The organism is Velazquezella soli (assembly GCF_977018685.1).
Map to the genome: position 1 here is coordinate 2,681,890 of NZ_CDRNXF010000004.1, position 24,983 is coordinate 2,706,872.

The 24,983-nt window shown below is 60.3% G+C and carries 28 protein-coding genes and 1 tRNA gene; 16 read left to right on the forward strand and 13 right to left on the reverse strand.

Annotated features, from left to right (window positions below; all coding sequences use genetic code 11):
• Window positions 1–32 precede the first annotated feature (32 nt).
• Window positions 33–1,283 (forward strand): cytochrome P450, encoded by a 1,251-nt coding sequence (locus AC0JZ8_RS16560; protein ID WP_471893385.1) that lies wholly within the window; start codon window positions 33–35, stop codon window positions 1,281–1,283.
• A 27-nt stretch (window positions 1,284–1,310) separates the two neighbouring features.
• Here AC0JZ8_RS16560 and AC0JZ8_RS16565 read toward each other — a convergent pair whose 3' ends face one another.
• From AC0JZ8_RS16565 to AC0JZ8_RS16575, 3 genes are all read right to left on the reverse strand, one after another.
• Entirely contained in the window at window positions 1,311–1,655 is a 345-nt protein-coding gene (locus tag AC0JZ8_RS16565; RefSeq protein ID WP_471892971.1) for a cupin domain-containing protein, read from the reverse strand.
• 7 nt (window positions 1,656–1,662) lie between these two features.
• Window positions 1,663–2,964: an O-acetylhomoserine aminocarboxypropyltransferase gene (locus AC0JZ8_RS16570; protein ID WP_471892972.1), complete on the reverse strand. Its 1,302-nt coding sequence runs from the start codon at window positions 2,962–2,964 to the stop codon at window positions 1,663–1,665.
• 127 nt (window positions 2,965–3,091) lie between these two features.
• Entirely contained in the window at window positions 3,092–3,529 is a 438-nt protein-coding gene (locus AC0JZ8_RS16575; protein ID WP_471892973.1) for a CoA-binding protein, read from the reverse strand.
• 406 nt (window positions 3,530–3,935) lie between these two features.
• Here AC0JZ8_RS16575 and rplM point away from each other — a divergent pair, with 406 nt between their 5' ends.
• The 4 genes from rplM to argC all read left to right on the forward strand — a co-directional run bounded on the left by rplM (window position 3,936) and on the right by argC (window position 6,972).
• A complete protein-coding gene (gene rplM / locus AC0JZ8_RS16580) occupies window positions 3,936–4,400 on the forward strand; it encodes a 50S ribosomal protein L13 (protein ID WP_062453255.1) in 465 nt (154 codons plus the stop codon).
• Between the two features lie 2 nt (window positions 4,401–4,402).
• Window positions 4,403–4,867 carry a 30S ribosomal protein S9 gene (gene rpsI, locus AC0JZ8_RS16585; protein ID WP_062453256.1) on the forward strand — a complete coding sequence of 155 codons (465 nt, stop codon included), beginning with the start codon at window positions 4,403–4,405 and terminating at the stop codon, window positions 4,865–4,867.
• 129 nt (window positions 4,868–4,996) lie between these two features.
• The gene (gene speB, locus AC0JZ8_RS16590) at window positions 4,997–5,965 is read left to right on the forward strand and encodes an agmatinase (RefSeq protein ID WP_471892974.1); all 969 of its coding nucleotides are present in this window, start codon (window positions 4,997–4,999) and stop codon (window positions 5,963–5,965) included.
• A gap of 74 nt (window positions 5,966–6,039) precedes the next feature.
• Window positions 6,040–6,972 carry an N-acetyl-gamma-glutamyl-phosphate reductase gene (gene argC / locus AC0JZ8_RS16595; protein ID WP_471892975.1) on the forward strand — a complete coding sequence of 311 codons (933 nt, stop codon included), beginning with the start codon at window positions 6,040–6,042 and terminating at the stop codon, window positions 6,970–6,972.
• 36 nt (window positions 6,973–7,008) lie between these two features.
• On the opposite strand, the gene AC0JZ8_RS16600 is transcribed toward argC, so the two are convergent.
• Window positions 7,009–8,112, reverse strand: coding sequence for a COX15/CtaA family protein (locus AC0JZ8_RS16600; RefSeq protein WP_471892976.1), 1,104 nt, complete (start codon window positions 8,110–8,112; stop codon window positions 7,009–7,011).
• A 160-nt stretch (window positions 8,113–8,272) separates the two neighbouring features.
• On the opposite strand from AC0JZ8_RS16600, the gene AC0JZ8_RS16605 reads away from it, so the two are divergent.
• Both AC0JZ8_RS16605 and AC0JZ8_RS16610 read left to right on the forward strand, forming a co-directional pair.
• Window positions 8,273–8,485, forward strand: coding sequence for a DUF2842 domain-containing protein (locus tag AC0JZ8_RS16605; RefSeq protein ID WP_062453259.1), 213 nt, complete (start codon window positions 8,273–8,275; stop codon window positions 8,483–8,485).
• A gap of 124 nt (window positions 8,486–8,609) precedes the next feature.
• Window positions 8,610–9,836 (forward strand): GNAT family N-acetyltransferase, encoded by a 1,227-nt coding sequence (locus AC0JZ8_RS16610; RefSeq protein ID WP_471892977.1) that lies wholly within the window; start codon window positions 8,610–8,612, stop codon window positions 9,834–9,836.
• Between the two features lie 36 nt (window positions 9,837–9,872).
• Here AC0JZ8_RS16610 and AC0JZ8_RS16615 read toward each other — a convergent pair whose 3' ends face one another.
• Entirely contained in the window at window positions 9,873–12,200 is a 2,328-nt protein-coding gene (locus AC0JZ8_RS16615) for an exopolysaccharide transport family protein (protein ID WP_471892978.1), read from the reverse strand.
• A gap of 296 nt (window positions 12,201–12,496) precedes the next feature.
• Between AC0JZ8_RS16615 and AC0JZ8_RS16620 the strand changes: the two genes are divergently transcribed.
• The 8 genes from AC0JZ8_RS16620 (at window position 12,497) to AC0JZ8_RS16655 (ending at window position 18,397) form a co-directional block, all read left to right on the forward strand.
• A complete protein-coding gene (locus AC0JZ8_RS16620) occupies window positions 12,497–13,018 on the forward strand; it encodes a polysaccharide biosynthesis/export family protein (RefSeq protein WP_062454730.1) in 522 nt (173 codons plus the stop codon).
• A gap of 7 nt (window positions 13,019–13,025) precedes the next feature.
• On the forward strand, window positions 13,026–14,189 hold the full coding sequence (locus AC0JZ8_RS16625) for a glycosyltransferase family 4 protein (RefSeq protein WP_092661951.1): 1,164 nt from the start codon (window positions 13,026–13,028) through the stop codon (window positions 14,187–14,189).
• 78 nt (window positions 14,190–14,267) lie between these two features.
• Window positions 14,268–15,806: an undecaprenyl-phosphate glucose phosphotransferase gene (locus AC0JZ8_RS16630; protein WP_062453263.1), complete on the forward strand. Its 1,539-nt coding sequence runs from the start codon at window positions 14,268–14,270 to the stop codon at window positions 15,804–15,806.
• Window positions 15,803–17,056, forward strand: coding sequence for an O-antigen ligase family protein (locus tag AC0JZ8_RS16635; protein ID WP_471892979.1), 1,254 nt, complete (start codon window positions 15,803–15,805; stop codon window positions 17,054–17,056). The genes AC0JZ8_RS16630 and AC0JZ8_RS16635 overlap by 4 nt, the downstream gene beginning before the upstream one ends.
• 57 nt (window positions 17,057–17,113) lie before the next feature.
• Window positions 17,114–17,407 (forward strand): hypothetical protein, encoded by a 294-nt coding sequence (locus AC0JZ8_RS16640; RefSeq protein WP_062579963.1) that lies wholly within the window; start codon window positions 17,114–17,116, stop codon window positions 17,405–17,407.
• A gap of 76 nt (window positions 17,408–17,483) precedes the next feature.
• Complete coding sequence (locus tag AC0JZ8_RS16645) at window positions 17,484–17,633, forward strand: hypothetical protein (protein ID WP_471892980.1); 150 nt, start codon at window positions 17,484–17,486, stop codon at window positions 17,631–17,633.
• Between the two features lie 104 nt (window positions 17,634–17,737).
• Complete coding sequence (locus tag AC0JZ8_RS16650) at window positions 17,738–17,923, forward strand: hypothetical protein (RefSeq protein WP_062453266.1); 186 nt, start codon at window positions 17,738–17,740, stop codon at window positions 17,921–17,923.
• A gap of 138 nt (window positions 17,924–18,061) precedes the next feature.
• On the forward strand, window positions 18,062–18,397 hold the full coding sequence (locus AC0JZ8_RS16655; protein WP_062579960.1) for a hypothetical protein: 336 nt from the start codon (window positions 18,062–18,064) through the stop codon (window positions 18,395–18,397).
• A 455-nt stretch (window positions 18,398–18,852) separates the two neighbouring features.
• On the opposite strand, the gene AC0JZ8_RS16660 is transcribed toward AC0JZ8_RS16655, so the two are convergent.
• The 8 genes from AC0JZ8_RS16660 to AC0JZ8_RS16695 form a co-directional block, all read right to left on the reverse strand.
• Window positions 18,853–18,929 (reverse strand) — tRNA-Pro (locus AC0JZ8_RS16660).
• A 183-nt stretch (window positions 18,930–19,112) separates the two neighbouring features.
• Window positions 19,113–19,577 (reverse strand): BA14K family protein, encoded by a 465-nt coding sequence (locus tag AC0JZ8_RS16665; RefSeq protein WP_062579958.1) that lies wholly within the window; start codon window positions 19,575–19,577, stop codon window positions 19,113–19,115.
• A gap of 106 nt (window positions 19,578–19,683) precedes the next feature.
• A complete protein-coding gene (locus AC0JZ8_RS16670) occupies window positions 19,684–20,217 on the reverse strand; it encodes a MerR family transcriptional regulator (protein WP_062453269.1) in 534 nt (177 codons plus the stop codon).
• Window positions 20,218–20,389: 172 nt separating this feature from the next.
• Complete coding sequence (locus tag AC0JZ8_RS16675; RefSeq protein WP_192076741.1) at window positions 20,390–20,728, reverse strand: integration host factor subunit alpha; 339 nt, start codon at window positions 20,726–20,728, stop codon at window positions 20,390–20,392.
• Between the two features lie 139 nt (window positions 20,729–20,867).
• Window positions 20,868–21,839, reverse strand: coding sequence for a beta-ketoacyl-ACP synthase III (locus tag AC0JZ8_RS16680; protein ID WP_062453271.1), 972 nt, complete (start codon window positions 21,837–21,839; stop codon window positions 20,868–20,870).
• Between the two features lie 20 nt (window positions 21,840–21,859).
• The gene (plsX, locus tag AC0JZ8_RS16685; RefSeq protein ID WP_062453272.1) at window positions 21,860–22,906 is read right to left on the reverse strand and encodes a phosphate acyltransferase PlsX; all 1,047 of its coding nucleotides are present in this window, start codon (window positions 22,904–22,906) and stop codon (window positions 21,860–21,862) included.
• 148 nt (window positions 22,907–23,054) lie between these two features.
• Window positions 23,055–23,633 carry a YceD family protein gene (locus tag AC0JZ8_RS16690; protein ID WP_062579955.1) on the reverse strand — a complete coding sequence of 193 codons (579 nt, stop codon included), beginning with the start codon at window positions 23,631–23,633 and terminating at the stop codon, window positions 23,055–23,057.
• The gene (locus tag AC0JZ8_RS16695) at window positions 23,630–24,181 is read right to left on the reverse strand and encodes a ubiquinol-cytochrome C chaperone family protein (protein WP_062579953.1); all 552 of its coding nucleotides are present in this window, start codon (window positions 24,179–24,181) and stop codon (window positions 23,630–23,632) included. Before AC0JZ8_RS16695 ends, AC0JZ8_RS16690 begins: the two co-directional genes overlap by 4 nt.
• A gap of 223 nt (window positions 24,182–24,404) precedes the next feature.
• Between AC0JZ8_RS16695 and AC0JZ8_RS16700 the strand changes: the two genes are divergently transcribed.
• On the forward strand, window positions 24,405–24,929 hold the full coding sequence (locus AC0JZ8_RS16700) for an outer membrane protein assembly factor BamE (protein WP_062454732.1): 525 nt from the start codon (window positions 24,405–24,407) through the stop codon (window positions 24,927–24,929).
• The last annotated feature ends 54 nt before the right edge of the window (window positions 24,930–24,983 follow it).

Below are 24,983 nucleotides of genomic sequence, written 5' to 3' on the forward strand. Positions count from 1 at the left end.
CGTGGGACCGCGGATTGAGTTACCCATTCCGCATGACCGCGATCCCCGATTTCCTCCGCATCGATCCAGAAACCCGTCGCGTCTCGCTGGATGGCCGCAACCCGGCCTTCTACAGCGACCCGAACCGCGTCTACGGGCTTTTGCATCAGCACTGCCCAACCTTCTTCTGGGAGGAGCAGCGGCAGTGGTTCTTCACAGGTTATGACCATGTGAACCTTCTCCTGCGCGACCGCCGATTCGGCCGGCAGATCCTGCATGTCGCCAGCCGCGAGGAGCTGGGCCTCCCCGAGCCGGAAGCGCATCTTGCAAATTTCGACCTCGCCGAGCGGCACTCGCTCCTGGAGATCGAACCGCCGGAACATACGCGGCTGCGGACAATGGTAAACCGAGCCTTCGTCTCCCGCCATATCGAGAAGCTGCGGCCGGAGATTACCGAGCTTGCGGAGCGTCTGATCGACGCGTTCGACGGCCAAGGCCGGGTGGAACTGCTCTGGGCCTTTGCCGACATCATTCCCGTGACGATGATCGCCCGGATGATCGGCATTCCGGACGAGATGGGGCCGCAGTTGCTGAAATGGAGCCATGCCTATGTCGGCATGTACATGTTCAAGCGCTCGCGGGAAGACGAACATGCGGCGGACCGCGCCGCCGGGGAATTCGCAGCCTATGTGAAAACGCTGATTGCCGAGCGCCGGCGTGAACCGCGCGAAGACCTGCTCACCCACATGATCCATACGGAGCACAAGGGCCAGTATCTGACCGATGACGAACTCGTCTCAACCACGATCGTGCTCTTGAACGCCGGCCACGAGGCGACCGTGCACCAGATCGGCAATTCGGTTCGCGTGATTCTCGAAAGCGGTCTCTCGCCGGCCGAGCTCTTCCGCGACGAGGCCGCGACGGAGCGGACGGTGGAAGAGACGCTGCGGCTGTGCGCGCCCGTCCATATCTTTCAGCGCTGGGCGCTCGAGGACGCGGAAATCGACGGCGTTTCCCTGAAGCGTGGCGACAAGGTGAGCCTGATCCTCGCCGCCGCCAATCTGGACCCCAGGAAATTTTCAGATCCGCTGGCGTTCAAGCCGGATCGCCAGGAAGGCCAGAACCTGTCCTTCGGCGCCGGCATCCACTTCTGCATCGGCGCGCCGCTGGCGCGGCTGGAGCTGAAAACGGTTCTGCCCATCCTGTTTCGCCGCCTGCCCGGCCTGAAATTGGCCGGGGTGCCGACTGTCAAGGACGTCTACCATTTCCACGGGCTGGAGCGGCTCGATCTCATCTGGGGATAGGAGCAGCCGGAGGCCCTGCAGTCAGGCTCAGAGCCTGATGACGTAATCCTTCCGGGTGGTCTCCACCACTTCCCAGGTCGCGACCAGCCCGGGCCGCAGAACCATGCTGTCGCCGGCCTTCAGATGCAGCGGTTCTGCGCCTTCTTCGGTGATGATCGAGTAGCAGAACTGGATGTGGAAATATTCCCACTCGTCATAGACGATCTTCCACTTGCCCGGCGTCGCTTCCCAGACGCCTGCATAGATGCCGCCGTCGGCCTCCTCGAAATTCCAGGTGAGGAATTTCGGATCGCCGAAGATGACGCGGTCGGGCGCGGGTGCGCCCTCCTCCGGTTCGATTGCGGTCAAATCGAATGTCAGCCAGTTCTTCATGAGTGTCTCAAGTCCTTGCTAATGCTTGGTCGAGGTCGGAGATCAGGTCTGCCACATCCTCGATGCCAACAGACAGGCGGACCACGTCAGGTCCGGCACCGGCGGCGATCTGCTGCTCTTCGGTAAGTTGCCGGTGGGTGGTCGATGCCGGGTGGATGACCAGCGAGCGGGTATCGCCGATATTGGCGAGATGCGAGAAGAGCTTAAGGCTCTCCACGAAGATCTTGCCGGCCTCGTAGCCGTTCTTCAGGCCAAAGGTGAAGACAGCGCCGGCACCATTCGGCGAATAGCGCTTCTGCAGAGCATTGTTCGGGTCGTCAGGCAGGCCGGCGTAGTTCACCCATCCAACCTTCGGATGGCGGCTCAGCCATTCAGCGACCGCAAGCGCGTTGTCGCAGTGGCGCTGCATCCGCAGCGAAAGCGTCTCGATCCCCGTCTGGATCTGAAAAGCGTTGAAGGGTGAGATGGCCGGTCCCAGGTCACGAAGGCCGAGTACGCGCGCGGCGATCGCAAAGGCGATATTGCCGAAGGTTTCGTGCAGCACCATGCCTGAATATTCTGGCCGCGGCTCTGATAGTACCGGGTAGTTGCCGGAGCGCGACCAGTCGAACGTGCCGCCGTCGACGATGATGCCGCCCATGGAGTTGCCGTGGCCGCCGAGAAATTTGGTGAGCGAGTGCACGACGATATCGGCGCCGTGTTCGAGAGGCCGGACGAGATAGGGGCTCGCCATCGTGTTGTCGACGATCAGCGGGATTCCGAAACGCTGGGCCACCTCCGAAATCGCCGCGATATCGACGAAGGTGCCGCCGGGGTTTGCCAGGCTTTCGACGAAAATCGCCTTGGTGCGATCGTCGATCTCGTTTTCAAAACTTTCCGGATCGGCGCTATCGGCCCAGCGCACCTGCCAGCCGAAATTCTGGAATGCGTTGCCGAACTGATTGATCGAACCGCCATAAAGTTTGCGCGCCGCGACAAAGTTGTCACCGGGCTGCATGACCGTGTGGAAGACCAACAACTGCGCTGCATGGCCGGACGCGACGGCAAGGGCTGCCGTGCCGCCTTCGAGCGCCGCCACCTTTTCCTCCAGCGCGGCCTGCGTCGGGTTCATGATGCGGGTATAGATGTTGCCGAATTCCTTCAGCCCGAACAATGCGGCTGCATGTTCGGTATCCTTGAAGACGAAGGACGTCGTCTGATAGATCGGCACCGCCCGGGCGCCGGTCGTCGGATCGGGCTCGGCGCCGGCATGAACAGCGAGCGTTGAAAATCCGGGATTGCCGGAACTTCGTGAATTCGGGTTGGCCATGCCGGTCTCCTCTAGGGTCGTTTCATCACAGCAGGGCCTGCGGGCCGACGGCGATCAAGAAATATCGTTGCAGCATTCGCAGCGATTGCGAAAAGAGTCCGCGAATTACCTGCCCCGCTCCCTTACCCTATCCGAGAAGACGGGCAAGCCTTGGGTACTCGATCGCCGGGCAGCGATCCATGATTACCTGGATGCCGGCGGCCTCCGCCTTGACTGCGGCCTGATCGTCGCGCACGCCAAGCTGCGCCCATATGACCTTGGGCAGCTGATCCAGCGCCAGCGCTTCGTCCACCACACTGTCCAGATATTCCGAAGCGCGGAACACATCGACCATATCGACGGGTTCGGGCACATCCGCGAGGCTCGCATAGACGTCCTGACCGAGGATCTGCTTGCCGGCCTGGCCGGGATTGACCGGAAACACCCGGTAGCCGCGCTGCAACAGAAATCCCATGACGCGGTTGCTGGGCCGGTCGGGATTGGGCGATGCGCCGACCAGCGCAATCGTCTTCGTGCTTTTCAAGACGCCAGCGATGACGTCGTCGTCATACCGATCGTGAGCCATGGTTCTAACCTCTTCATGCAGTCACCTGGACATAGGAAAGCAATGGAAATCTTCCAACTCGGTTCCGGAATCACATTTTCCCACCAGCCAGGCGTCCGGCCTGCTGCGGCTCAAACCAAGGTATCCCTTCTCAAGAAGTCGTGTAAGAGACGAAACACCGGCCGAATATTTGTGAGGTATTATTTTACCTCATCAGTAAGTCATTCTAAACGTTGAGCTATTTTTCCGACCGCTCCGGGCCGGCTGCTTGACGCTTTTTAGGCTCCGTCGTATAAGCCGCCCAGATCGCGGACCTCTCGAAGGCCCGCTTTCTTTTTTGTCGGCATAGCCGAGCAAATCAAGCAACAAAAAACGCCCTTACGGCCGGTCTTCCGGTGGTCTTGGGTTCAGATGAGAGAGAAAAACAATGTCAACCTTCGTTCAGAAGCCTGCAGAGGTGGAGAAGAAGTGGATCATCATCGATGCCGAAGGCCTCGTTGTCGGTCGCCTCGCCACCCTCGTTGCCAATCGCCTTCGCGGCAAGCACAAGGTCACCTACACACCTCACGTCGACGACGGTGACAATGTCATCATCATCAACGCTGAAAAGGTTGTCCTGACCGGCAAGAAATACACAGACAAGAAGTACTACTGGCACACCGGTTACCCGGGTGGCATCAAGGAGCGTACTGCACGCGCCATCATCGAAGGCCGCTTTCCTGAGCGCGTCGTCGAAAAGGCGATCGAGCGTATGATCCCGCGTGGCCCGCTCGGCCGTCGCCAGTTGAAGAACCTGCGTGTATACGCCGGCTCCAACCATCCCCATGAAGCACAGCAGCCGGTCGCTCTCGACGTGGCATCGCTGAACAGCAAGAACGTAAGGAGCGCCTGATCATGGCCGATCTTTCCTCTTTGAAGGACCTCGCTCCGGCTGAAAGCCAGGCACCGGTTCACGTCCGCAAGGTCGATGCACAAGGCCGTTCCTATGCAACCGGCAAGCGCAAGAACGCGATTGCCCGCGTCTGGGTCAAGCCAGGCTCCGGCAAGATCATCATCAACGGTCGCGACTTCTCGGCGTATTTCGCCCGTCCGGTTCTGCAGATGATCCTTCAGCAGCCGCTGGTTGCCGCTGCCCGCACAGGTCAGTTCGACATCATTGCCACCGTCACCGGTGGTGGTCTTTCCGGTCAGGCCGGTGCCGTTCGTCACGGCGTCTCCAAGGCCCTCACCTACTTCGAACCAGGCCTTCGCCCGGTTCTGAAGAAGGGTGGCTTCCTGACCCGCGACAGCCGCGTCGTCGAGCGTAAGAAGTACGGTAAGGCGAAGGCCCGCCGGTCCTTCCAGTTCTCGAAGCGCTAATCGCTTCAAGACTTTGCATTTCGAAAGGCGGGGCTTCGGCTCCGCCTTTTTCGTTTCGGGCTTTCTTCGGTCCGGGTCTTGTCTTCCAGACACTCCCACTGCACTTTCTCTGCGATCCGGGAGAATGCAATGGCTTCAAAATCCATCGACAACGCCTTTACCGCCAAGTCCCTGCGCGATGCTGCCACCGACCCGACCTATGCGGGCGCGCTGTCCTTCATGCGGCGGCGCTATACCAAGGATCTGATCGGCGCCGATGCGGTCGTCCTCGGTATTCCATTCGATGCGGCGGTTTCCAACCGGCCGGGCGCGCGGTTCGGACCCCAGGCCATTCGCCGCGCTTCGGCGATCTTCGACAACGACCCGCAATATCCGTTCTCGCGTGATCTCTTCGAAGCCATGTCGGTCATCGACTATGGTGACGTCATGCTCGACTACGGTCATCACTGGAAGACGCCGCGGCTGATCGAGGCGGAGGCGACGAAGATCATCGAGTCGGGCGCGTTTCTGCTGTCGCTCGGCGGCGATCATTTCGTTACCTGGCCGCTCTTGAGGGCGCATGCGGCCCGCAACGGTCCCCTCGCCCTCGTCCATTTCGATGCCCATCAGGACACCTGGAGCGACGATGCGGACGAGGCCGGCGAGATCGAACGGATCGACCACGGCTCGTTCGTGGCGCGCGCCGTGCGACAGGGCGTGATCGAGCCTGAGCATTCGATCCAGATCGGCATCCGCACCCATGCGCCTGAGGATTTCGGCATCAGGATCATGCCGGGCCATGAGGTGGAGGACCTGAGCGCCCAGGCCATCGCCGATGCGATCCTTGCCCATGTCGGCGACCGCCCGTGTTACCTCACCTTCGACATCGACTGCCTGGACCCCGCCTACGCGCCCGGTACAGGAACGCCCGTTGCCGGTGGTCCGTCGAGTGCGAAAATCCTGTCGGCGCTGCGCAAACTCGGCGCCCTCGAGATCTGCGGCGCCGACGTGGTGGAAGTGGCGCCGGCCTATGACCACGCCGATATCACCGCCATTGCCGGGGCAACGGTTGCGATGTATATGCTTGGCCTGCGCGCGGAGCGACTTTCCGCCCGTTGACACATTGAATCAAGCAGCTGGCAAACTGATTCCGGCTCTCACCCCAAGGCACTGACATTTCAGGGATAAAGACCATGACGGCAAAGATCTTCATCGACGGCGAACACGGCACGACAGGGCTGCAGATCCGCACCCGCATGGCCGACCGCCGCGACGTCGAGCTCTTGTCGATCCCGGAAGCCGAGCGGCGCAATGCCGCGATGCGCGAGGACCTGCTGAACAGCGCCGATATCGCGATCCTCTGCCTGCCCGACGAGGCTTCGAAAGAAGCCGTGACAATGCTTGCCGGCAACAACAACGTGCGGGTGATCGATACCTCGACCGCCTACCGCGTCGATCCGAACTGGGCCTATGGTTTTGCCGAGCTGGACAAGGCGCAGGCCGACAAGATCAGGGCTGCCCGCAACGTCGCCAATCCGGGCTGCTATCCGACCGGCGCGATCGCGCTACTGCGTCCGCTTCGCGCCGCCGGTCTCCTGCCGGATGGCTACCCGGTCTCGGTCAATGCGGTGTCCGGCTATACCGGCGGCGGCAAGCAGTTGATCGGCCAGATGGAAGACGCGTCACGCGAGGATGCCATCTCCGCCAACAATTTTCTCTACGGCCTGACGCTGAAGCACAAGCACGTGCCCGAGATGAAGGAACACGGCCTGCTCGATCGCGCGCCGCTGTTTTCGCCATCCGTCGGCCGTTTCGCGCAGGGCATGATCGTGCAGGTGCCGCTGTTTCTTGAGGACCTCGCGAACGGCGCGACGCTTGAGAGCATTCACAGTGCCCTTGTCGCGCATTACGAGGATCAGGATATCGTCACCGTCGTGCCGCTCGCAGAAAGCGCCAAGCTTGCCCGCGTCGAGGCCGAGGAACTGGTCAACACCGACAGGATGAAGCTGTTCGTGTTCGGCGCGGCAGGCAGCCCGCATGTCAATCTCGTGGCGCTGCTCGACAATCTCGGCAAGGGCGCTTCCGGTGCCGCGGTCCAGAACATGGACCTGATGCTGTCGGCCTAAAGCATTCCGAATTTTGAAATCAGAGCCGCGGTGAACTCAGTTCGCCGCGGCTTTTCTGTCTTCAAGCGGATATTCGCCGACATAGCCGCGCAGATGGGTGATGGCATAGCCAAGCACGACAAGCGCGCCACCCTGATGCGCGAGCGCCAGATCCAGCGGCACCTGGTAAACCAGCGTCAGAATGCCGATCACGGCCTGCAGAGAGATGAGCAGGAACAGAATGACGGCGCGGCCCGTATGGACGGATCCGGGCGTCTTCGACAATGAGACGACCATATGGACCAGTGCTGCTGCCAGAAGCACATAGGCGCCGCAGCGGTGGACGAACTGCACGGTCTTCGGGTTTTCGAACAGATTGATCCACCAGGGATCGCGCAGGAAGAGGTCGGCCGGAATGAAGGCGCCATCCATCATCGGCCAGGTGTTGTAGCTGAGGCCGGCATCGAGGCCTGCGACGAGTGCGCCGAGATAGATCTGGAACAGCGCCAGAAACGCGAGGCCTCCAGCCGCGATATAGGAGTGACGCGTCGGGGCCGCCCCCTGCTTCTGGGGCGTGAGGCCTCGCATGATCCAGACGCAGGCCGAAAAGATCAGACAGGCGATGACCAGATGGGTGGCGAGCCGGTATTGCGAGACGCTGACGAGCTTGGTGAGACCCGACGATACCATCCACCAGCCAATGAAGCCCTGAAATCCGCCGAGTGCCAGCGTGCCGACCAGCGGCCAGCGCAGGCGTTTCTCGATGCGACCGGTCACCCAGAAGAAGATCAGCGGCACGGCGAAGACGAGGCCGATCGAGCGCGCCAGGAAACGGTGCGCCCATTCCCACCAGAAGATCGTCTTGAACTCGTCGACCGTCATGCCGGCGTTGACCAGCTGATATTGCGGGATGCGCTGGTAGAGCTGGAACTCTTCCTGCCATTCGGCCGCATTGAGCGGCGGAATGACACCGTGGATCGGTTTCCACTCGGTGATCGAAAGACCCGAATCGGTCAGCCGGGTCGCGCCGCCGACGAGGACGAGGCAGAACAGCACGAAGACGACGAAGCCGAGCCAGATACGCACCGATCTGCGGTCGCGCTCGCGGCGTTTTGCTGCCGGATGGATGACATCGATGATGACGCTATCAGTCGCCGACATGCGGAAACTCCTGTCGCTCGAAGAAAGATCAGCCTCGCATGAGCTCGAGAGCACCATGCGCGTGGTTATCTTTCCGCTTCTTGCCGTTGATTTGCCCCAAGGACACGTGCAAAACAAGCCCCGATGCTTTGCGGCATCGCGTCGCGGGAGGAGAAACGCGTTGGTCCCACGCCTGAGAAGTTTCATCGGCACGATCATGATCATCGTGCTCGTCATCGTCTACGCGCTGGCCGCAACCACCGTCGCGACGCTGTTGCTCGCGACATCGCCGTGGTGGGTGCATTTCCTTTACTTCCTGCTATCAGGGCTTTTGTGGATCCTGCCTGCCATGCTGATCATCAAGTGGATGGCGGGCGCACGGCCGAAAGTCTAGGTTATGCCTGGGTTCACCCCGCATTAACCAGCCGTGATAGTATTGGCGGCAGGCGACACAGCAATAAACAGATTGTTGGTGCACGCTGCCTATTCTCCCCGCTTGAAAGACAGCGGAGCGCGTCATGCAAACCTCGAGACTGATTGAAGAGCTTGCGCCGGCAGGGACATCGGGATCGCCTTCCCGTGAGACTGTCCCGTTGCGTTTCGCGCAGATCGAAATGGCAGTCGCGACGGACATGGCGGATCTGAAGTCCGACTGGCACCGTCTGCAGGCGATCAAACTCAATTCGCTGCATCAGGGTTTCGACTGGTGCGAAGCCTGGGTAAAATCCCACGGCCGCACGCTCGCAGTCGTCGTCGGTCGCATCGGCGGTCGCGCCGTGTTTATCCTGCCGCTCGATATCGTGCTCGAAAAAAGCATCCGCATCGCCCGCCTCCCCGGCAACCATTACAACAATCTCAATACCGGCCTGTTCGATCCGGCACTCGAGGTGGCTTCCGCTGCCGAGCTGAAGCCGTTCCTGCGCATGCTGCGCACGGCTCTTTCTCCTTATGCCGATCTCGTGGTGCTCGATTGCGTGCCGCTCTCCTGGCGCGGCAGTCGGCATCCGCTGGGTGCGCTGGCGACGACCGAGAACCAGAACCATTCGTTCCAGCTGCCGCTTTTTCCGAATTTCGAGACGACGCTCGCACAGCTCAACGCCAAGACGCGGCGCAAGAAATTCCGCTCACAGAGCCGCAAGATCGAAGCAGCCGGCGGCTATGACCATGTGATCGCGCTAGACGCGGACGAAAAGCACGCGCTGCTCGATACGTTCTTCCGGCAGAAGGCGGCGCGGCTGAAAATGTTCGGCCTGCCTGATGTCTTCCACGCATCTGAGATCCGTGACTTCTTCCATCGCCTGATGGACGCGCCGAATGATGGGACAGACACGTCGCTCACCCTTCACGCGATCCGTATGCGGGGTGAGCACGAGGGACATGTGGTGGCGATTGCCGGCGTGTCGCGCAAGGGCGACCATGTGATCTGCCAGTTCAGCTCCATCGACGACAGCATCTGCCCCGAGGCAAGCCCCGGCGAATTGCTGTTCTGGCTGATGATCGAGAAATGCTGCCGCGAAGGCGCGGCACTGTTCGATTTCGGCGTTGGCGACCAGCCCTACAAGCGCAGCTGGTGCAGCCAGGAAACCGTGCTGCACGATATTCTCATCGCCATCACACCGAAGGGTTCCGTCCTCAAACCGCTGATGGTTCTGGCAACGAGGGCGAAGGCTGCGGTGAAGCACAACCCGCGACTTTACGCTCTTTTGCAGAAACTGCGGGCCGCCAAAACGAACAAGGCGGCCTGAAAGACGCCTTGTAGATCGTGGTTCATACGGTGTGGCTCACGCCACCTGTCGTCCAGCCTTGCGCGGCGAACTGCGGTCATTGGCGTCAGACATTACCAGCAGGTTGCGAATTCCCTCGCCTTGGAAGTCCTGGACGATCTTTGCGACATCCTCTTCCTTGAACTCAGGCACGGAGAGAATGACCTCCGCCTTTTCGTTGCGGGTCAGTCGCGACAGCATCGGCGCTTCCGCCGGGCCGCATTCGATCAGCACCAGATCATAGGCGTCTGCGAGTGCATCGACGACCATCGGCAGCCGATCGGCGCCCCGCATGGCGCGAACCGGATCGGCAGAACCGAACGGGATGATATGCGCATCCGAGAGACGGTCCGGATGGATGGCTTCCCCGAACGCAACCTCGCCGCACAGCAGATCGGTGATGCCGGCAAGCTTGACGTCCTGCGCCATCAGCCGTGTCGGGCAAGCCGAGCCGGTCATGTCGATCAGGGCGACGGTGCGACCGCGCTCCGAAATTTCACGGGCCAACATCACGGTCGCCGTCGAGCCTGCATCGCCACCGGGCGACACGACCAGGCCGATCGGCACCGCACGGCGCTGGAGGTAGCGGGCAACGGACGCGATCGTGAAGGATTCCTCCTCCCCGTCGTTCGCCGGCGTCGTGACGGCAATTTCTTCGACCGGTGGCTCGGCAGCGACCGCAGCCTCCTGCTTCTGGTCAACTTCCGCGCCCTTCGCGGCAGCGGCATCCTTGCGGGAGGCAGCCAGCATTTCCTTTGCCGCCGCGAACAGTCTGTGTTCGCGCTTTGGCCGATCTGTAACAGTTTCTGCCGCAACCGGAGCTGCGGCGGGTGTTGTTGCAACCAAAGCGCCCGCAGGGGTCGGTTCGAGCTCGGCCGGGGCCGGTTCGACCGCAGGCGTTGCGACCTCGTGTGGTGTCAGCAGGAAATCGTCCTCGCGACGGCGATTGAGAGGGCGGAGCGCCCGGCCGCTGAACAGTTCGGCGATGATGACGACCAGGCAGCTGACGATCAGTGTCGCAAGCGTCGCCACGATGACGATCGGAATGACCTTCGGAAAGAAGGGTTCCGACGGTTCGACCGCGCTCGATACGATGCGGGCATCCGCAGGGCTTGAATTGGCGTCGCGGCGCGACGTCGCCTCGCGGTAGCGCACGAGATAGGTTTCGAGCAGCTGGCGCTGGGCAGACGCTTCGCGTTCCAGGGCCCGCAGCCCGACTTCCTCTTCACCGGCCTTGGCCGAATCAGCCTTCAAGCCGTTCATCTGCTGCGTCAGCTGACGCTCGCGGAGCCGTGCAATCTCTCTCTCGTTGTCGAGGCTTGCCAGGATCTTCTGGGTTTCACGCTCGATCTGCTGATTGATACCGCTGAGCTGCGCGCGAAGTCCCCGAAGACGCGGATGGTTGTCGAGCAGGGATGTCGAGAGATCATTGATCTGCGCCTGCAAATTGGTCTGGGTTTCCTTCAGACGCTGGATGACCGCCGATCCCGCGACGTCCGCCAGCGTGTCCGAAGCGCGGCCGGCTCTCAAACCAGCGCGGACGTTTTCCGAACGGGCCTCGGCATTGGCGAGATCGGCGCGAACGCGGGCAAGTTCGGTCGAGATATCGTTCAACTGCTTGCTGGAAAAGCTGTTGGCTTCGCTGGTCTGGAAAAGGCCGTTCGAGGAGCGGTAGTCCGCCACCTTCTTTTCGGCATCGTTGACGCGGGTCGTCAGGTTGGCGATTTCCGGCTCCAACCAGCGGGCGGTTTCGGCATGGGTGTCCACCTTCGAGCCACTCTGGATCTGAAGATAGGCTTCGGCCATCCGGTTCGGCACATCAGCCGCGAGCTTCGGATCATGCGATGCAAATTCGACGGCGATGACGCGCGAGCCCTCGACCGGATAGACCGACAGCTTTTCGCGGAACTTCTGGATGACCCGGTCTTCCGGATCGATCGCCATCGGATCCTGCTTCAGGCCGACCATCACCAGAAGGTCCGGCAGTGCCGACTGTCCAGCCGGGTCGAATTCCGGGCGATCGGAAAGCTTCAGATCGCGCGCAACCCGCTTGATGAGGTCGGTCGATTGCAGCAGCTGGGCCTGGCTGGTGATGTTAAGCGTGTCCAGAACCGGATCGTTGGAACTGCCTGCCCCTTCCCCGCCGGAGAGGTTCGGCGATCGCGATTCGATCAGCAGCCTGGTTTCGGCCTTGTAGCTGGGTTTGATCAGCGAGGCGCCGACCAGCGCCAGCGCGCCCGCCGCGATCGTGACGGCGAGGATCTTCGCCTTGCGTTCCCAGACGGCCGCGATGACCTGCCTGAGGTCGATATCCACATCCTGATGGCCGCCGTTTACGCCAGACATTGCCCGCTCCAAACTGGTCTATTTGGGCGGACAGTAAATTATCATGGTAACGCTACAGTTAATGAGTCGCGGCTTCGAAGAAAAACCGGACTCTGATCTTGCAGGCATTATTTCCGATGGTCGTCGCGCCTCTCTTTACCGGGCATTAACCCTAATGGATCGATAACAGGCTCGAAATCGTCGAACCACCACCCCGAGCCTGGGACGCGAACATGCTATTCGCCCAAGACAAGAAAAATCCGACGCGCAACCAGCGCGCCAAAACCGTTCTGGCTCTTGCGGCGGCAGCCGTTGCGATGACGCTGTCGGGCTGCGCCTCCTACAAACCGGCTCCCAAAAGCTTTCAGGAAGCGACGATCCAGCCTTACCGGCTGGACAGCGGCGATCGGCTACGTGTCAGCGTCTTCGAACAGCCGAGCCTTTCCAACACCTATACCGTCGATCAGGCCGGCTATATCGCCTTCCCGCTGATCGGTCAGATCACGGCCCGGGGCCAGACCATGCCGACGCTCGAGGGTGCAATCGCCGCCAAGCTCAAGCAGGGCTATCTGCGCGATCCCGACGTGACGATCGAAATGGATCGCTACCGCCCGGTTTTCGTCATGGGCGAAGTCGGACGACCCGGACAGTATTCCTATGTGCCCGGCATGACGGCACAGAACGCCATCGCAATCGCCGGAGGCTTTACCTCTCGCGGAAACCAGCGCGATGTCGACGTCACACGCAAGATCAACGGCGAGGTCATCACGGGCCGTACGACGATTTCCTCACAGGTCCTCGCTGGCGACACGGTCTACGTCCGCGAGCGGCTGTTCTGACATCATCATGTCGGCTGAGGCCCCTCCCTTGCGCATCCTCCATTGTTTCAGGTCGCCCGTCGGCGGGATCTTCCGCCATGTGCGCGACCTGGTGGAAGAACATCGGGCTGCCGGCCACGAGGTCGGCATCCTCTGCGACAGCTCGACCGGTGGCGAGCACGAGGACAGGTTGTTCGACACGATCCGGCCGCAGCTTTCGCTTGGCCTGACACGAATTCCGATGCGCCGTTCGATCGCTCCTTCCGATCTTGCGGCACTCTACAGAAGCTACAAGCATATCAAGAGCTTGCGGCCGGACATATTGCACGGACACGGCGCCAAGGGCGGCGTTCTGGCGCGATTGATCGGCTCAGCCTTGCGGGTTAACAGGTATTGCGTGGCCCGCCTCTATTCGCCGCACGGCGGCAGTCTGCATTTCGACCGGTCCAGTCTTTCGGGCAAGGTCGTGCTGCAGCTCGAACGGTTCCAGGAACGCTTCGGCGATGCCCTGGTCTTTGTCTGCGATTACGAGCGCCGCACCTACGAGGAAAAGGTCGGAAAACCGCTCAAGACTGCGCGCGTGATCTATAACGGCATTGGCGAAGCCGAGTTCGAGCCGGTCCCAGCGGTCATTTCCGCGGTCGACTTTCTCTATATCGGCATGCTGCGCGACCTGAAGGGACCGGATGTCTTCATCGACGCCTTTGCCCGAACGGAACGCGCGGTCGGTCGGCCGCTCTCGGCGCTGATGGTCGGCGACGGTCCGGACCGTGAGCGCTATGAAGCCATGATTTCCGAACGTGGCCTTGGCCGCCGGCTGACGATGATGCCGGCCATGCCCGCCCGCAAGGCGTTTGCCCTCACAAATTTCGTCGTCGTTCCGTCGCGGGCGGAAGCGATGCCCTATATCGTGCTGGAAGCGCTCGCCGCCGGGAAGCCTGTCATCGCATCGCGTGTCGGCGGCATTCCCGAAGTGCTGGGTGTGAAAAGTGCGGCCCTTGCCGTCCCCGGCGACGCCACAAGTCTTTCCGACGTGATGACGCAGGCACTGCAGACACCGGAGTGGCATGACCGCGTCATGCCGAAGCCGTCCGATTTCAAGGCGGTGTTTTCCGCCTCCGTTATGGCGGACGACATGCTTCACTTGTACCAGGATTTACTCGGCCAAATCCCGGACCGCAGGTACAGCTAAAGGCTTCTTTAGCTTCTTTTTGCTACTGGACTGAGACTACTTCTGCGCCTTCGCGGCAGCTGAGTCGAGGATCCTGGCATGAGCCCGCTGAACAAGCCCGATGAATTCGACGTCGAAAGCCTTCGCCGCAAGGTCTCCGAGATGCGTGCGAGCGAGGAGAAGGAAGCGGGCGCGGTCCTCAATCCCTTCGCACGCCAGATCGCCCAGCAGTTCCGCGAAACCAGCTATTCGCCATCCCTGCTGGTCGGACTGATCCGGCTTACCGAATTTGCCGCGATCCTGATTGTCGGCCTCATCGTCGACCTGATCTACGGCGCGACCGAGATGTCGCTTTCCCGCCTGGTCATCATCACCTTCGGTTCTGCCATCACGCTTCTGCTTCTGCAGATTGCCGACACCTATCAGATCCCCTCCCTGAGGTCCGCCAACAGGACCTTGAAGCGGGTTCTCATCACATGGGCCTTCGGTTTTGTCCTGACCAATCTCGCGCTCAGCTTTGCCGCGGGCGGCTGGGTGCCCGTGACCGGTCTCATCGTCTGGTTCTCCGTCAGCTGCGTCGTCCTTGCCGCCGAGCGGCAGGCGATCGCGCTTGGCATCCGCCACTGGGCGCGCAACGGCGTTATGGAACGCCGCGCCGTAATCGTCGGCGGCGGCGAACCTGCCAAGCAACTGGTGCGCGCCCTGGAACGCCAGTCGGATAATGACATCCGCATCTGCGGCATCTTCGACGACCGCAACAGCGACCGCTCGCCGACCGTCGTTGCCGGCTACCCGAAGCTTGGTACCTTTGCCGAGCTTGTGGAATTCTCGCGCCTTGCCCGTATCGACATGCTCATCATCGCGCTTCCTGCCAGCGCCGAGCAGCGTATCCTGCAGCTTCTGCGCAAACTCTGGGTTCTGCCGGTCGATATCCGGCTCGCGGCGCATGCGAACCGCCTGCGCTTCCGCCCACGGGCCTATAGTCACGTCGGCACCGTTCCGATGTTCGATATTTTCGACAAGCCGATCCGCGACTGGGATTCGGTCGCAAAGCGCATCTTCGATATCGTCTTTGCCGTGTTCGCGATCGCCTGCCTCTGGCCCGTCATGCTGGCTGCCGGCATTGCCGTGAAGCTCAGCTCGAAAGGGCCGATGCTGTTTCGCCAAAAGCGCCACGGCTTCAACAATGAGATCATCAACGTTCTCAAATTCCGCTCGATGTACACGAGCATGAGCGACCAGACCGCGATCAGGGCCGTGACCAAGGGCGATCCGCGGGTCACGCCCGTCGGCCGGTTTCTGCGCAAGTCCTCGATCGACGAGCTACCGCAGCTGTTCAACGTGCTGAAAGGAGAGCTGTCTCTCGTTGGTCCCCGTCCGCATGCGGTCAGTGCCCAGACTGGCGAACGCAGATATGTGGACGTCGTCGAAGGCTACTTCGCCCGCCACCGCGTGAAACCCGGCGTGACTGGCTGGGCGCAGATCAACGGACTGCGCGGCGAGTTGGACAGCGACGAAAAGATCCGTGCCCGCACCGCCCACGATCTCGACTATATCGAGAACTGGTCGATCCTGTTCGATCTCAAGATCCTGTTCCTGACGCCGATCCGGCTTCTCAACACGGACAATGCATATTGACGACGCTGGCCGCACATAAGAACCGGCCGTTCAACGTCCAGCTGGCCGTGTTCGCTCTCGTGGCAAACGGCATGCTGGCCTTTGGCGTCTTTCTGTCCGGCTTCGTCATGTCGGAGCCTGCCCCTTACGAACTGATGATGGTGGCCCAGATCGGCCTCTGGTTCCTGTTTGGGCTCAGAATCTCGCGCACCGTCGCGATGCTGATGGCGATGCTGCTGATCTTCAACATCAGCGGCCTGTTTTCCATCTTCGTGATGAAGGATTCGTCCGGCGCCGGTATGTATTATGCGGTCTCGATCTTTCTTGCGCTCACCGCCGTGTTCTTTGCAGCGGTCATAGAGAACGACCATCGGCGGCTGAAGATCATCTTTCATGCCTGGGTGGCGGCCGCCATCATCACGGCCACTCTCGGCATCCTCGGCTATTTCGACGCGTTTCCCGGGGCCCATGTCTTTACCCGCTATAACCGCGCCATGGGCGCCTTTCAGGACCCCAACGTGTTCGGCCCCTATCTGGTCGGCCCGCTCCTCTATCTCCTTTACCGCATGCTGACCGGCCCGGTCATCCGTACCCCCCTTCTCATCCTCGGCATGCTGGTGCTGGCGATCGGCATCTTCCTGTCGTTTTCACGCGCGGCCTGGGGCCTCCTGCTGTTCGGTGCCATCGCGCTGATCGTCCTCATGCTCCTCAAGGAGCGCACGACGGCATTCCGCCTGAAGATCCTGGTCATCTCGATTTGTGCCGGCGTGGCTCTCGTGCTCGCCCTTGCGATCGCTTTGCAGATCCCGCAGATCGCCGACCTGTTTTCCAACCGTGCGAAACTGGTGCAGGATTACGACGGCGCGCGGCTTGGTCGCTTCGAGCGGCATAAGATCGGCTTTCTGATGGCAATGGAGCGACCGCTCGGCATGGGACCGATGGCGCTTGGAAAAATCTTCGGCGAAGACGAGCACAATATTTGGCTGAAGACGCTCACGACCTATGGCTGGGTGGGTGCGGTGACGTATCAGATCATGATCTGGTCCAGCCTGTGGATGGGCTTCCGCTATATGCTGCGCGAGAGGCCTTGGCAGCCTTTTCTGATGATTGCATGGGTACTGATCCTGGGACATGCGATGATCGGCAACGTCATCGACACCGACCACTGGCGGCATTTCTATCTCTCGCTCGGCATTCTCTGGGCGTGCGTCGCCCTGGAAAACCGCTATCAGCGAAACACCACTGCCGCGATGCCGCCGTTACAGGCCTGAGTTGTTGCCTCAAGCGCAAGTCCTTGACATTGGGTCGCCTTGCGCCAGATTTCTCGTATGTTGACCTCATCGCAAATTCGCGCAGCGCGCGCACTCACCGGCATCTCGAAAGAGGCGCTTTGCGCCGCTTCGGGCCTGTCCGCCGTCGAATTCGACAACGCGGAGGCCCATGACGCCCTGCCCGACCCAACCATCAGTGAGAGACTGAGGGCATTCTTCGAGACAAGGGGCGTTATATTCCTGGCAGCCGGCGACGGCGGATCCGGAATGGGACCGGGTGTGAGACTGAAGCAAGACGGTCAGGAAGAGGGCATGCGCCCCGAAGATCTCAACGCCGCAAACGACGATTGAAAAAAACCTGAAACTCGCTGGAACATATTGAGCTCATAGGCGTTTCCCGGCCAGAATTGCATAGTCGGGGAAATTCATGACGCGTTCCAATAATCTGTACTTCATCATCGGCGCTCTCGTTGTTCTGGTCGTCGGTCTGGGGTTCTATGTCTACCGCGAAGAAACCAAGCCAAATGGCGTAGAATTCAGCATCGGCCAGGATGGCGTCAAGGTCGAGGAAAAGTAGTTTCTCCGCGCAAACCGAGCTTAAGAAGTTTCTCTATTTAACGTCGTTTTTATATGCACTAGATATTGGAGGATACCATCCTCCAATATCTGTGAGGGGGCACAATGTCGCATATTACACCCGTCGATCTTCAGCAGTCCGGAATGAAGAAGGTGTGGAGCGTAACTGACTTTGCGCGCCGTTACCGTCTCGACAAGGACGAGGAAAACCGTCTTCTGCAGCTCCTGGGGTCGTTTGCTTCCGAGCAGGAGCTTCTGATGAATGCGAGCCGGACAGCGCGTTTTCGCTAACGCGAACTACTATCACGTCTGCTACGCCTATACTTGCTGATTGATCGCAGGCGGAACTTTACCACTCACAAATCAGTTACATCCCCGTGAATATCTTGCGCCGCAGGCCCTGCCACGGCTCCATACACGGAGGATACAATGATCAATGTTTTCGCAAAGGCAGGCCTCGCCTTGGCCTTGTCCGTCTGCACCCTTGGTGCGGCCACTGCCCCGGCATCGGCCCAGGACGTACAGCTGCGCATCGGACCTGACGGCGTGCGCCCGGTGATCCGCGACAGGGATCGCGATTACGACAGACGCGATCGCCGCATGGGCTGCAGCCCTGGCGAAGCACGCGCCGCCGCTCGCGACGAAGGCTTCCGTCAGACGGAGATCGTCCGCGCCACTCGCCGCAGCATCACCGTCCAGGGCATGACCCGTCGGGGTCCCGACCGGATCACCTTCGCCAATCGCCCTGGTTGCCCGGAAATCTAAGACTGACTGAAAAGGCCCCGCAAGTGCGGGGCCTTTTTTTGCTCGAGCTATATCTCGACAACAGCTGCCAAAATGAAAAAGGGTCAGCTCGTCTCTCGGAGCTGACCCTTTTAGATCGAAACGCTGGCCGTTACCGCCAAAGATCCAGAGCTTTAGAATACGAATGCGTAGAGCAGCACGATTACAAGGATCGGAACGCCCATCGCCCAAAGTACAACACCCTTCAACATCACATTCTCCTTTGTTTTCCTATCTGACAACGCGTCGGGAACCCTGACGTTCCAGCCAAATGCAAATTGTAGTCAGATAAGTCGAACGCGGTTCGGGATGATCCATCATTCGTTCACAGGTTCTGGTGAGTGACGTGGCAACAGGATGGCGTGACGAGAGACGAGTTCGCCAATGGCGAGCTCAGGTCAAAGCGGCTCTGGGGGAGCCTGTCGCCGAAGGAAGAATGGTCGGAATGGCCGGATTCGAACCGACGACCCCTTGACCCCCAGTCAAGTGCGCTACCGGGCTGCGCTACATTCCGCCACATCGCTTCGAGCCGGCGGACCGGCGTCGCGTGAAGCATGCATTCCATACTGACATGATCTTCACCACGCAAGGAAAAAATCGGCTTTCAATGGATCTCGGATCGACGGTCTTGCTTCAACAAGAAAGCCGGCCCCATTGTCTGGAGCCGGCCTATCAGGACGCCTTGGCGACTGCCCTATCAGTAGGGCGAGTAGCACAGCTGGCGCGGGCCGTTATAGGGCTGGAACGTATTGTCGTAAGCTCTGTACGACCGGTAGCGGTTGGCGCACCAGTTGACGTGCGCGCTATTGGCGTTCACGTAACGACGTGGCTGCACGTAACGCGGTTCGGCGTAGCGCGGCTGGGATGCAATGGCACCGCCAATCAGAGCGCCGGCAGCAAGACCGCCGATGATCGCACCCGAATTGTGGCCGCGGTAGTGGCGACCGCGATAATAGTCGCCGCGGCGGTAGTCGCGATGGTGACGATAGTAGCGACGACCTTCCCAACGATCACGATGCCGCCACTGAACCTGCTGGACCTGATCAACGCTCTGCGGCGCTTCGATGGTCTTCGGTGCGTTGACGACAGGGAAGGCGTGTGCCGGTACCATGCTCGTCAGTGCCGTCATGGCCGAGACGACAATGATTGCGAGTTTTTTCACGTTTGTATCTCCTCTAGTGTTTCCTCGTAGGTAAATGCTGTACCTTCGCGTTTGAACCAGAGGTGAACGGTAAATTTACAGTGAGTTCATGTAAGCAGGTATCGGATCAACGAACCTGGTCCAGCAGGCGCTTGCATTCCAGAAGGTCAAACAGTGCCTCCTGCAGCAAGGCACGGTCTTCCTTGCCGACACTCGATTTTCCAACCGAGACTTCCAACTGGTCCTCCCCGGCCCCGCCGAAACCGAAGAACCGGCCGCTCGGCTTTACCTTCGGGCGCCCGACGACCTGATCTTCTTCCTGAGTGGAAATTTTAGGCTCGGCATTCTTCTCGCTGTTGGCCGCCATGATGGCTTCCATCGTGGCGATATCACCCGATGCGATTGCTGAGACGAACTTGTTGCCATTCGTCTTCAGGAGCTTCTGAACGCCCTTGATCGTGTATCCGTGGTCGTAGAGAAGGTGACGGATCCCCTTCAACAGGTCCACGTCCTCCGGGCGGTAGTAGCGACGGCCGCCTCCCCGCTTCATCGGCTTGATCTGCGGAAACCGCGTTTCCCAGAAGCGCAGGACGTGTTGCGGCAGGTCGAGATCGTCAGCGACTTCGCTGATGGTGCGGAATGCGTCCGGGCTCTTGTCCAAGTGTCAATCTCCAGGGATCGAACGGCCGTGCGGCGCGAAAGGGGTCAGCACGAAAGGCTGGACGAGGATTATGCGTCGAATCGCACATTTCTCAACGGCTTGCACCGAAAGATTCAAGTGTGTTCACAAGATTGGTGTTTTGGCAGGGGTGCCAGCGTGCAAAACGGGCGTGTCAGCTCGCAGGGCTTGCCGGCCTCTGCTTGACCTTGCGCAATGTGTGCGCTTTGAGGATGCGTTGCTTCAAAACATTGGATGCCTTGAAGGTCATCACCCGGCGGGGTGAGATCGGTACTTCCTCGCCTGTCTTCGGATTGCGACCGATGCGCTCGTTCTTGGCGCGCACCTGAAATGTCGCAAACGACGAAAGCTTGACCATTTCGCCGCGAACGATGGCGTTGCAGATTTCGTCGATTACCGTTTCGACGAGTTCCGCCGATTCCGTGCGAGAGAGGCCAACCTTGCGAAAAACCGATTCCGCCAGATCCGCGCGTGTGACTGTCTTGCCGGCCATGGTCCCCCGCCTGATTTAATGTGATATTATCAAAGCCCGCAAACAGTATTTTGGTTGTGCCCCACGGTCAAGCGCCCCCGGGCCAAGCATCTGTTCGGCATTGATTATTTCATAATATGGCTCAGGTTTTCAGCCGGCATCACCAGCGGATCAGGACGGCCCCCCAGGTGAAGCCGCCACCCATGGCTTCCAGCATCACAAGATCGCCCTTCTTGATGCGACCGTCGGCACAGGCAACTGAAAGCGCAAGCGGGATCGATGCCGCAGACGTGTTGCCGTGAATGTCGACGGTGACGACGACTTTCTCGGTGGGAATGTTGAGCTTCTTGGCAGATCCATCAATGATACGACGGTTGGCCTGGTGCGGTACCAGCCAGTCGATATCCTCGGCAGTCGTGCCGGTCGCCTCGAATGCGTCCTCGATCACGTCGGTGATCATAGCCACCGCATGCTTGAAGACCTCACGGCCTTCCATCTTCAGGTGCCCGACCGTGCCGGTCGTCGATGGGCCGCCATCGACGTAGAGCTTGTCCTTGTGGGATCCGTCCGAGCGCAGATGCGCCGTCAGGATACCGCGGTCGGCAATCGTGCCCTCGCCTTCCTGAGCCTCCAGCACAACGGCGCCGGCGCCATCGCCGAACAGCACGCAGGTTGTGCGGTCGTTCCAGTCCAGAATGCGGGAAAAGGTTTCGGCGCCGATCACCAGCGCGCGCTTCGCAAGCCCGCCACGCAGGTGGAGGTCTGCCGTCGTCATCGCGTAAACGAAGCCGCTGCAGACCGCCTGCATGTCGAAAGCGTAGCCATGCTTCATGCCGAGCCGGTTCTGGATCTCGACGGCGGTCGCGGGAAAGGTGTTGTTCGGCGTCGAAGTCGCCAGAAGGACCAGATCGATGTCGTCAGGTGTCAGGCCAGCATTATCGAGCGCTGCCCGCGCCGCCTTCTCACCGAGCGATGCCGTCGTTTCGTCGTCGCCGGCGATGTACCGCTGGGTGATGCCGGTGCGCTGGACGATCCACTCGTCCGACGTGTCGACCATCGTCTCCAGCTCGCGATTGGTGACGACCCGTTTCGGGAGCGCTGCCCCGTAACCGCGAACAACTGATCGAATCATAGTCAAATCACATCCTAACGTCATGCGGCTTCAGGGCCGGCCGGCGGCAGGCGTCTGGCATGATAAATCTTCAAATCCTGCGAAATTTTGGCGTTGAGGTCATTTCGCGCCATGTCATAGCCGACTGCGATCGCGGCCGCGATGCCTTCGGCGTTGGCGCTTCCATGGCTCTTGATCACAATGCCGTTGAGGCCCAGAAACACGCCGCCATTGACCTTGTTCGGGTCCATCTTCTCACGCAGTCGATCGAATGCAGGCTTGGCCAGCAGATAGCCGATCCGGGCAAGCAGCGTGCGCGACATGGATTCGCGCAGAAGCGTGGCGATCTGGCGCGCGGTTCCCTCGGCGGTCTTCAGAGCGATATTGCCGGTAAAGCCTTCGGTCACCACAACGTCGACGGTGCCCCGACCGATATCGTCGCCCTCGACGAAACCGTGATAGGAGAGGTGCGGAAGGTTGGCTTCGCGGATCAGCCGACCGGCTTCCTTCACCTCTTCCTGCCCCTTGACCTCTTCGACACCGACATTGAGAAGGCCGACGGTCGGGCAATCGACTTCAAACAGAGCCCGCGCCATAGCGCCGCCCATCAGGGCGAAATCGAGCAGCTGCTGGCTGTCAGCGCCGATCGTCGCGCCGATATCGAGAACGATGCTTTCGCCCTTCAGCGTCGGCCAGATGCCTGCAATTGCGGGGCGTTCGATACTCGCCAACGTGCGAAGACAGAATTTCGACATTGCCATCAGCGCACCGGTATTGCCGGCGGACACAACGACATCAGCTTCGCCAAGCTTCACGGCTTCGATGGAACGCCACATGGTCGACACATAGCGACCACGGCGTAGCGCCGCACTCGGCTTCTCGTCCATGGCAACGGCCAGTTCACACGCATGGAACACGGACCGCTCGCGCAATTTCGGATAGCGCGCAAGCCACGGCTCGCATTCGGCTTTCAGTCCGTAGAGGAGAAAACTGACGTCGGGATGGCGTTCGAGCGCCTTCGCGGCGCCCGCCATGACGACCTCGGGGCCAAAGTCGCCACCCATGGCGTCAATCGAAATTCTGATCACGCGTCCCTGATCCTTGTTTTAACCGGCCGCACGCGCCTGCAAGACATGCCTGCGCCGACTTTTGCTTCTTCAGTGGGCACGCTCATGCGCCGCCCTGCCGGCGAAATCGTGGCCAAAATATAGGTTTTGTTTCTGCTTACAACCGGTCTCAGTCTTTTTTCCAATCCTTGAGCGCGGCAAACGGATTGGGTTTGGTCGCCGGATCGTTCGGGTCGCTCTCGATATGGTCCTTGAAATCGATGCCCGGCCTGCGCGGATAAGGGTCTATCGCCAGTGCCACGAACTCGGCAACGACCTCGCCCGCATCGATCGTATCGCCGACAAACATTTCCGGCAGGTCCGGACCATCAGGATCGACCACCATCTCGGCGCTTTCGGCCGTGACGACGCGCGCAAGCTTGGATCCCTCAGGCACAAAGACCTGATCGAAATCCTCTGAAATGGTCGACGACACAGGATCAAGCGTCACCACGCAAGCCTGGGTGACAGCGGCCTTGACGTGGCCCTTGAGGCGCACGCCGTCCTTCTTCCAGCGGGCAATGTAGATTTCCGCCTTCAACGAATTGACCGATACGACGTCCCAGAGAACGGCCAAGCCCTTCAGCTCGTTTTCATCGGCTTCAACAGTGACAGTGACGGGATTGGCCGAAATGTTTCCGACCTTCACAGGATAGGAGAACGGAGGCTTGCCACCTTTGGCCTTGCTGGGTTCTTGATCGCGTTTCATTGTTCCTCGCCTTCCCGGACCGGCTGCGGCACGACCAGCAGCCCACGGGAAATCGTATCTTCCGAGACCGCTGACATAGCGGTTTCGGTGGTTGTCATCCAGTGCGCAAGTGCGCTCATGTCTTGTATATCGGTGGCTTTAGGATGGATATTACGGTGCAGCGCTGCGGCAAGCGCGGTTTCGTCGCCGCTGTCGAGAGCTGCGGCGTAGGTTTCTAGCCGACCGTAGAACATGCCCGCGAGCTTCTTCATCCGCTTCGGAACCCCCTGGTCGCCGATTCCGAGCTCGCGAATCGAATGGTCGATATCCTGAAAGAAGGCATCGACGATCTCCTGCGCCAGTTCCTGCCCGCTCGGCCCCGACTTCGCCGTCCGGCGAAAAAACAGGATCATCACGATGGACAGCATTTCAAACCGGCCCATCACGGTATCGGGTACGCCGAAATCCTCGTAGAAGACGGGGATGCGCGCTGCCGACGTCAGGGCGTAGTATTGCCGGTTGACGATGGTCTGATTGCTGTTTTTCTTTTTGAACAGGCCGAATATCATCGTGTTTCCTGCATTTGCCTTCATGTTTGCGTCATGGTCGAAGCTGGCGATGTTGCATGCAAACGAAAGCTGGTTTACCGAAGCAGGCACGAATTGCAATGCATTCGCCATCGGCGGGCTTCGGTTCGGCTATCCGCAAGCGGCAGTCAGCTGTCCCCGGAATAGCCACAATGGTATGAGCAGCAGAGTAACCGGCTTCCGCCGGCACATCGACATGTGGGGGATACCGTTGAAGAAGCGGGTTTTCGGATACGAAATGAAAGCGTTGAGCAAAACGGCGGCGGCCCTTGTCGTTGCATCGATTGCAGTTTCCGGCTGCACGTCCATGGAAATCGGCGACACGATGTACAACGGCTATGTCGTTGACCAGCAGTCGCTGAACCTGATCCCTGTCGGTTCAAGCCGCGAGCAGGTGATCCTGACCATGGGTACACCGTCGACGACCGCGACCTTCGATACGGAAGTGTTCTATTACATTTCCCAGAAGCGCCACCGTCGGGCAGCCTTCATGAAGCCGCAGATCGTCGAGCAGAGCGTGCTTGCCATCTATTTCGACAAGAACGGCGTGGTCGCACAGCGCGCCAACTACGCACTTCAGGACGGCAAGGTGTTCGACACGATCTCGCGCACGACGCCAACCGGCGGCCGCGACCTTACCTTCCTGCAGCAGCTTCTGTCGGGTGGTTCCGGAGCAGCAAGCGGCGGTGCCGGCCAGATCCGCAACATGCTGCAGAGCATGGGCAACTAACAAGCGCATTTCCGAATATCAAAAAGCCCGCGATACCAATGGTACCGCGGGCTT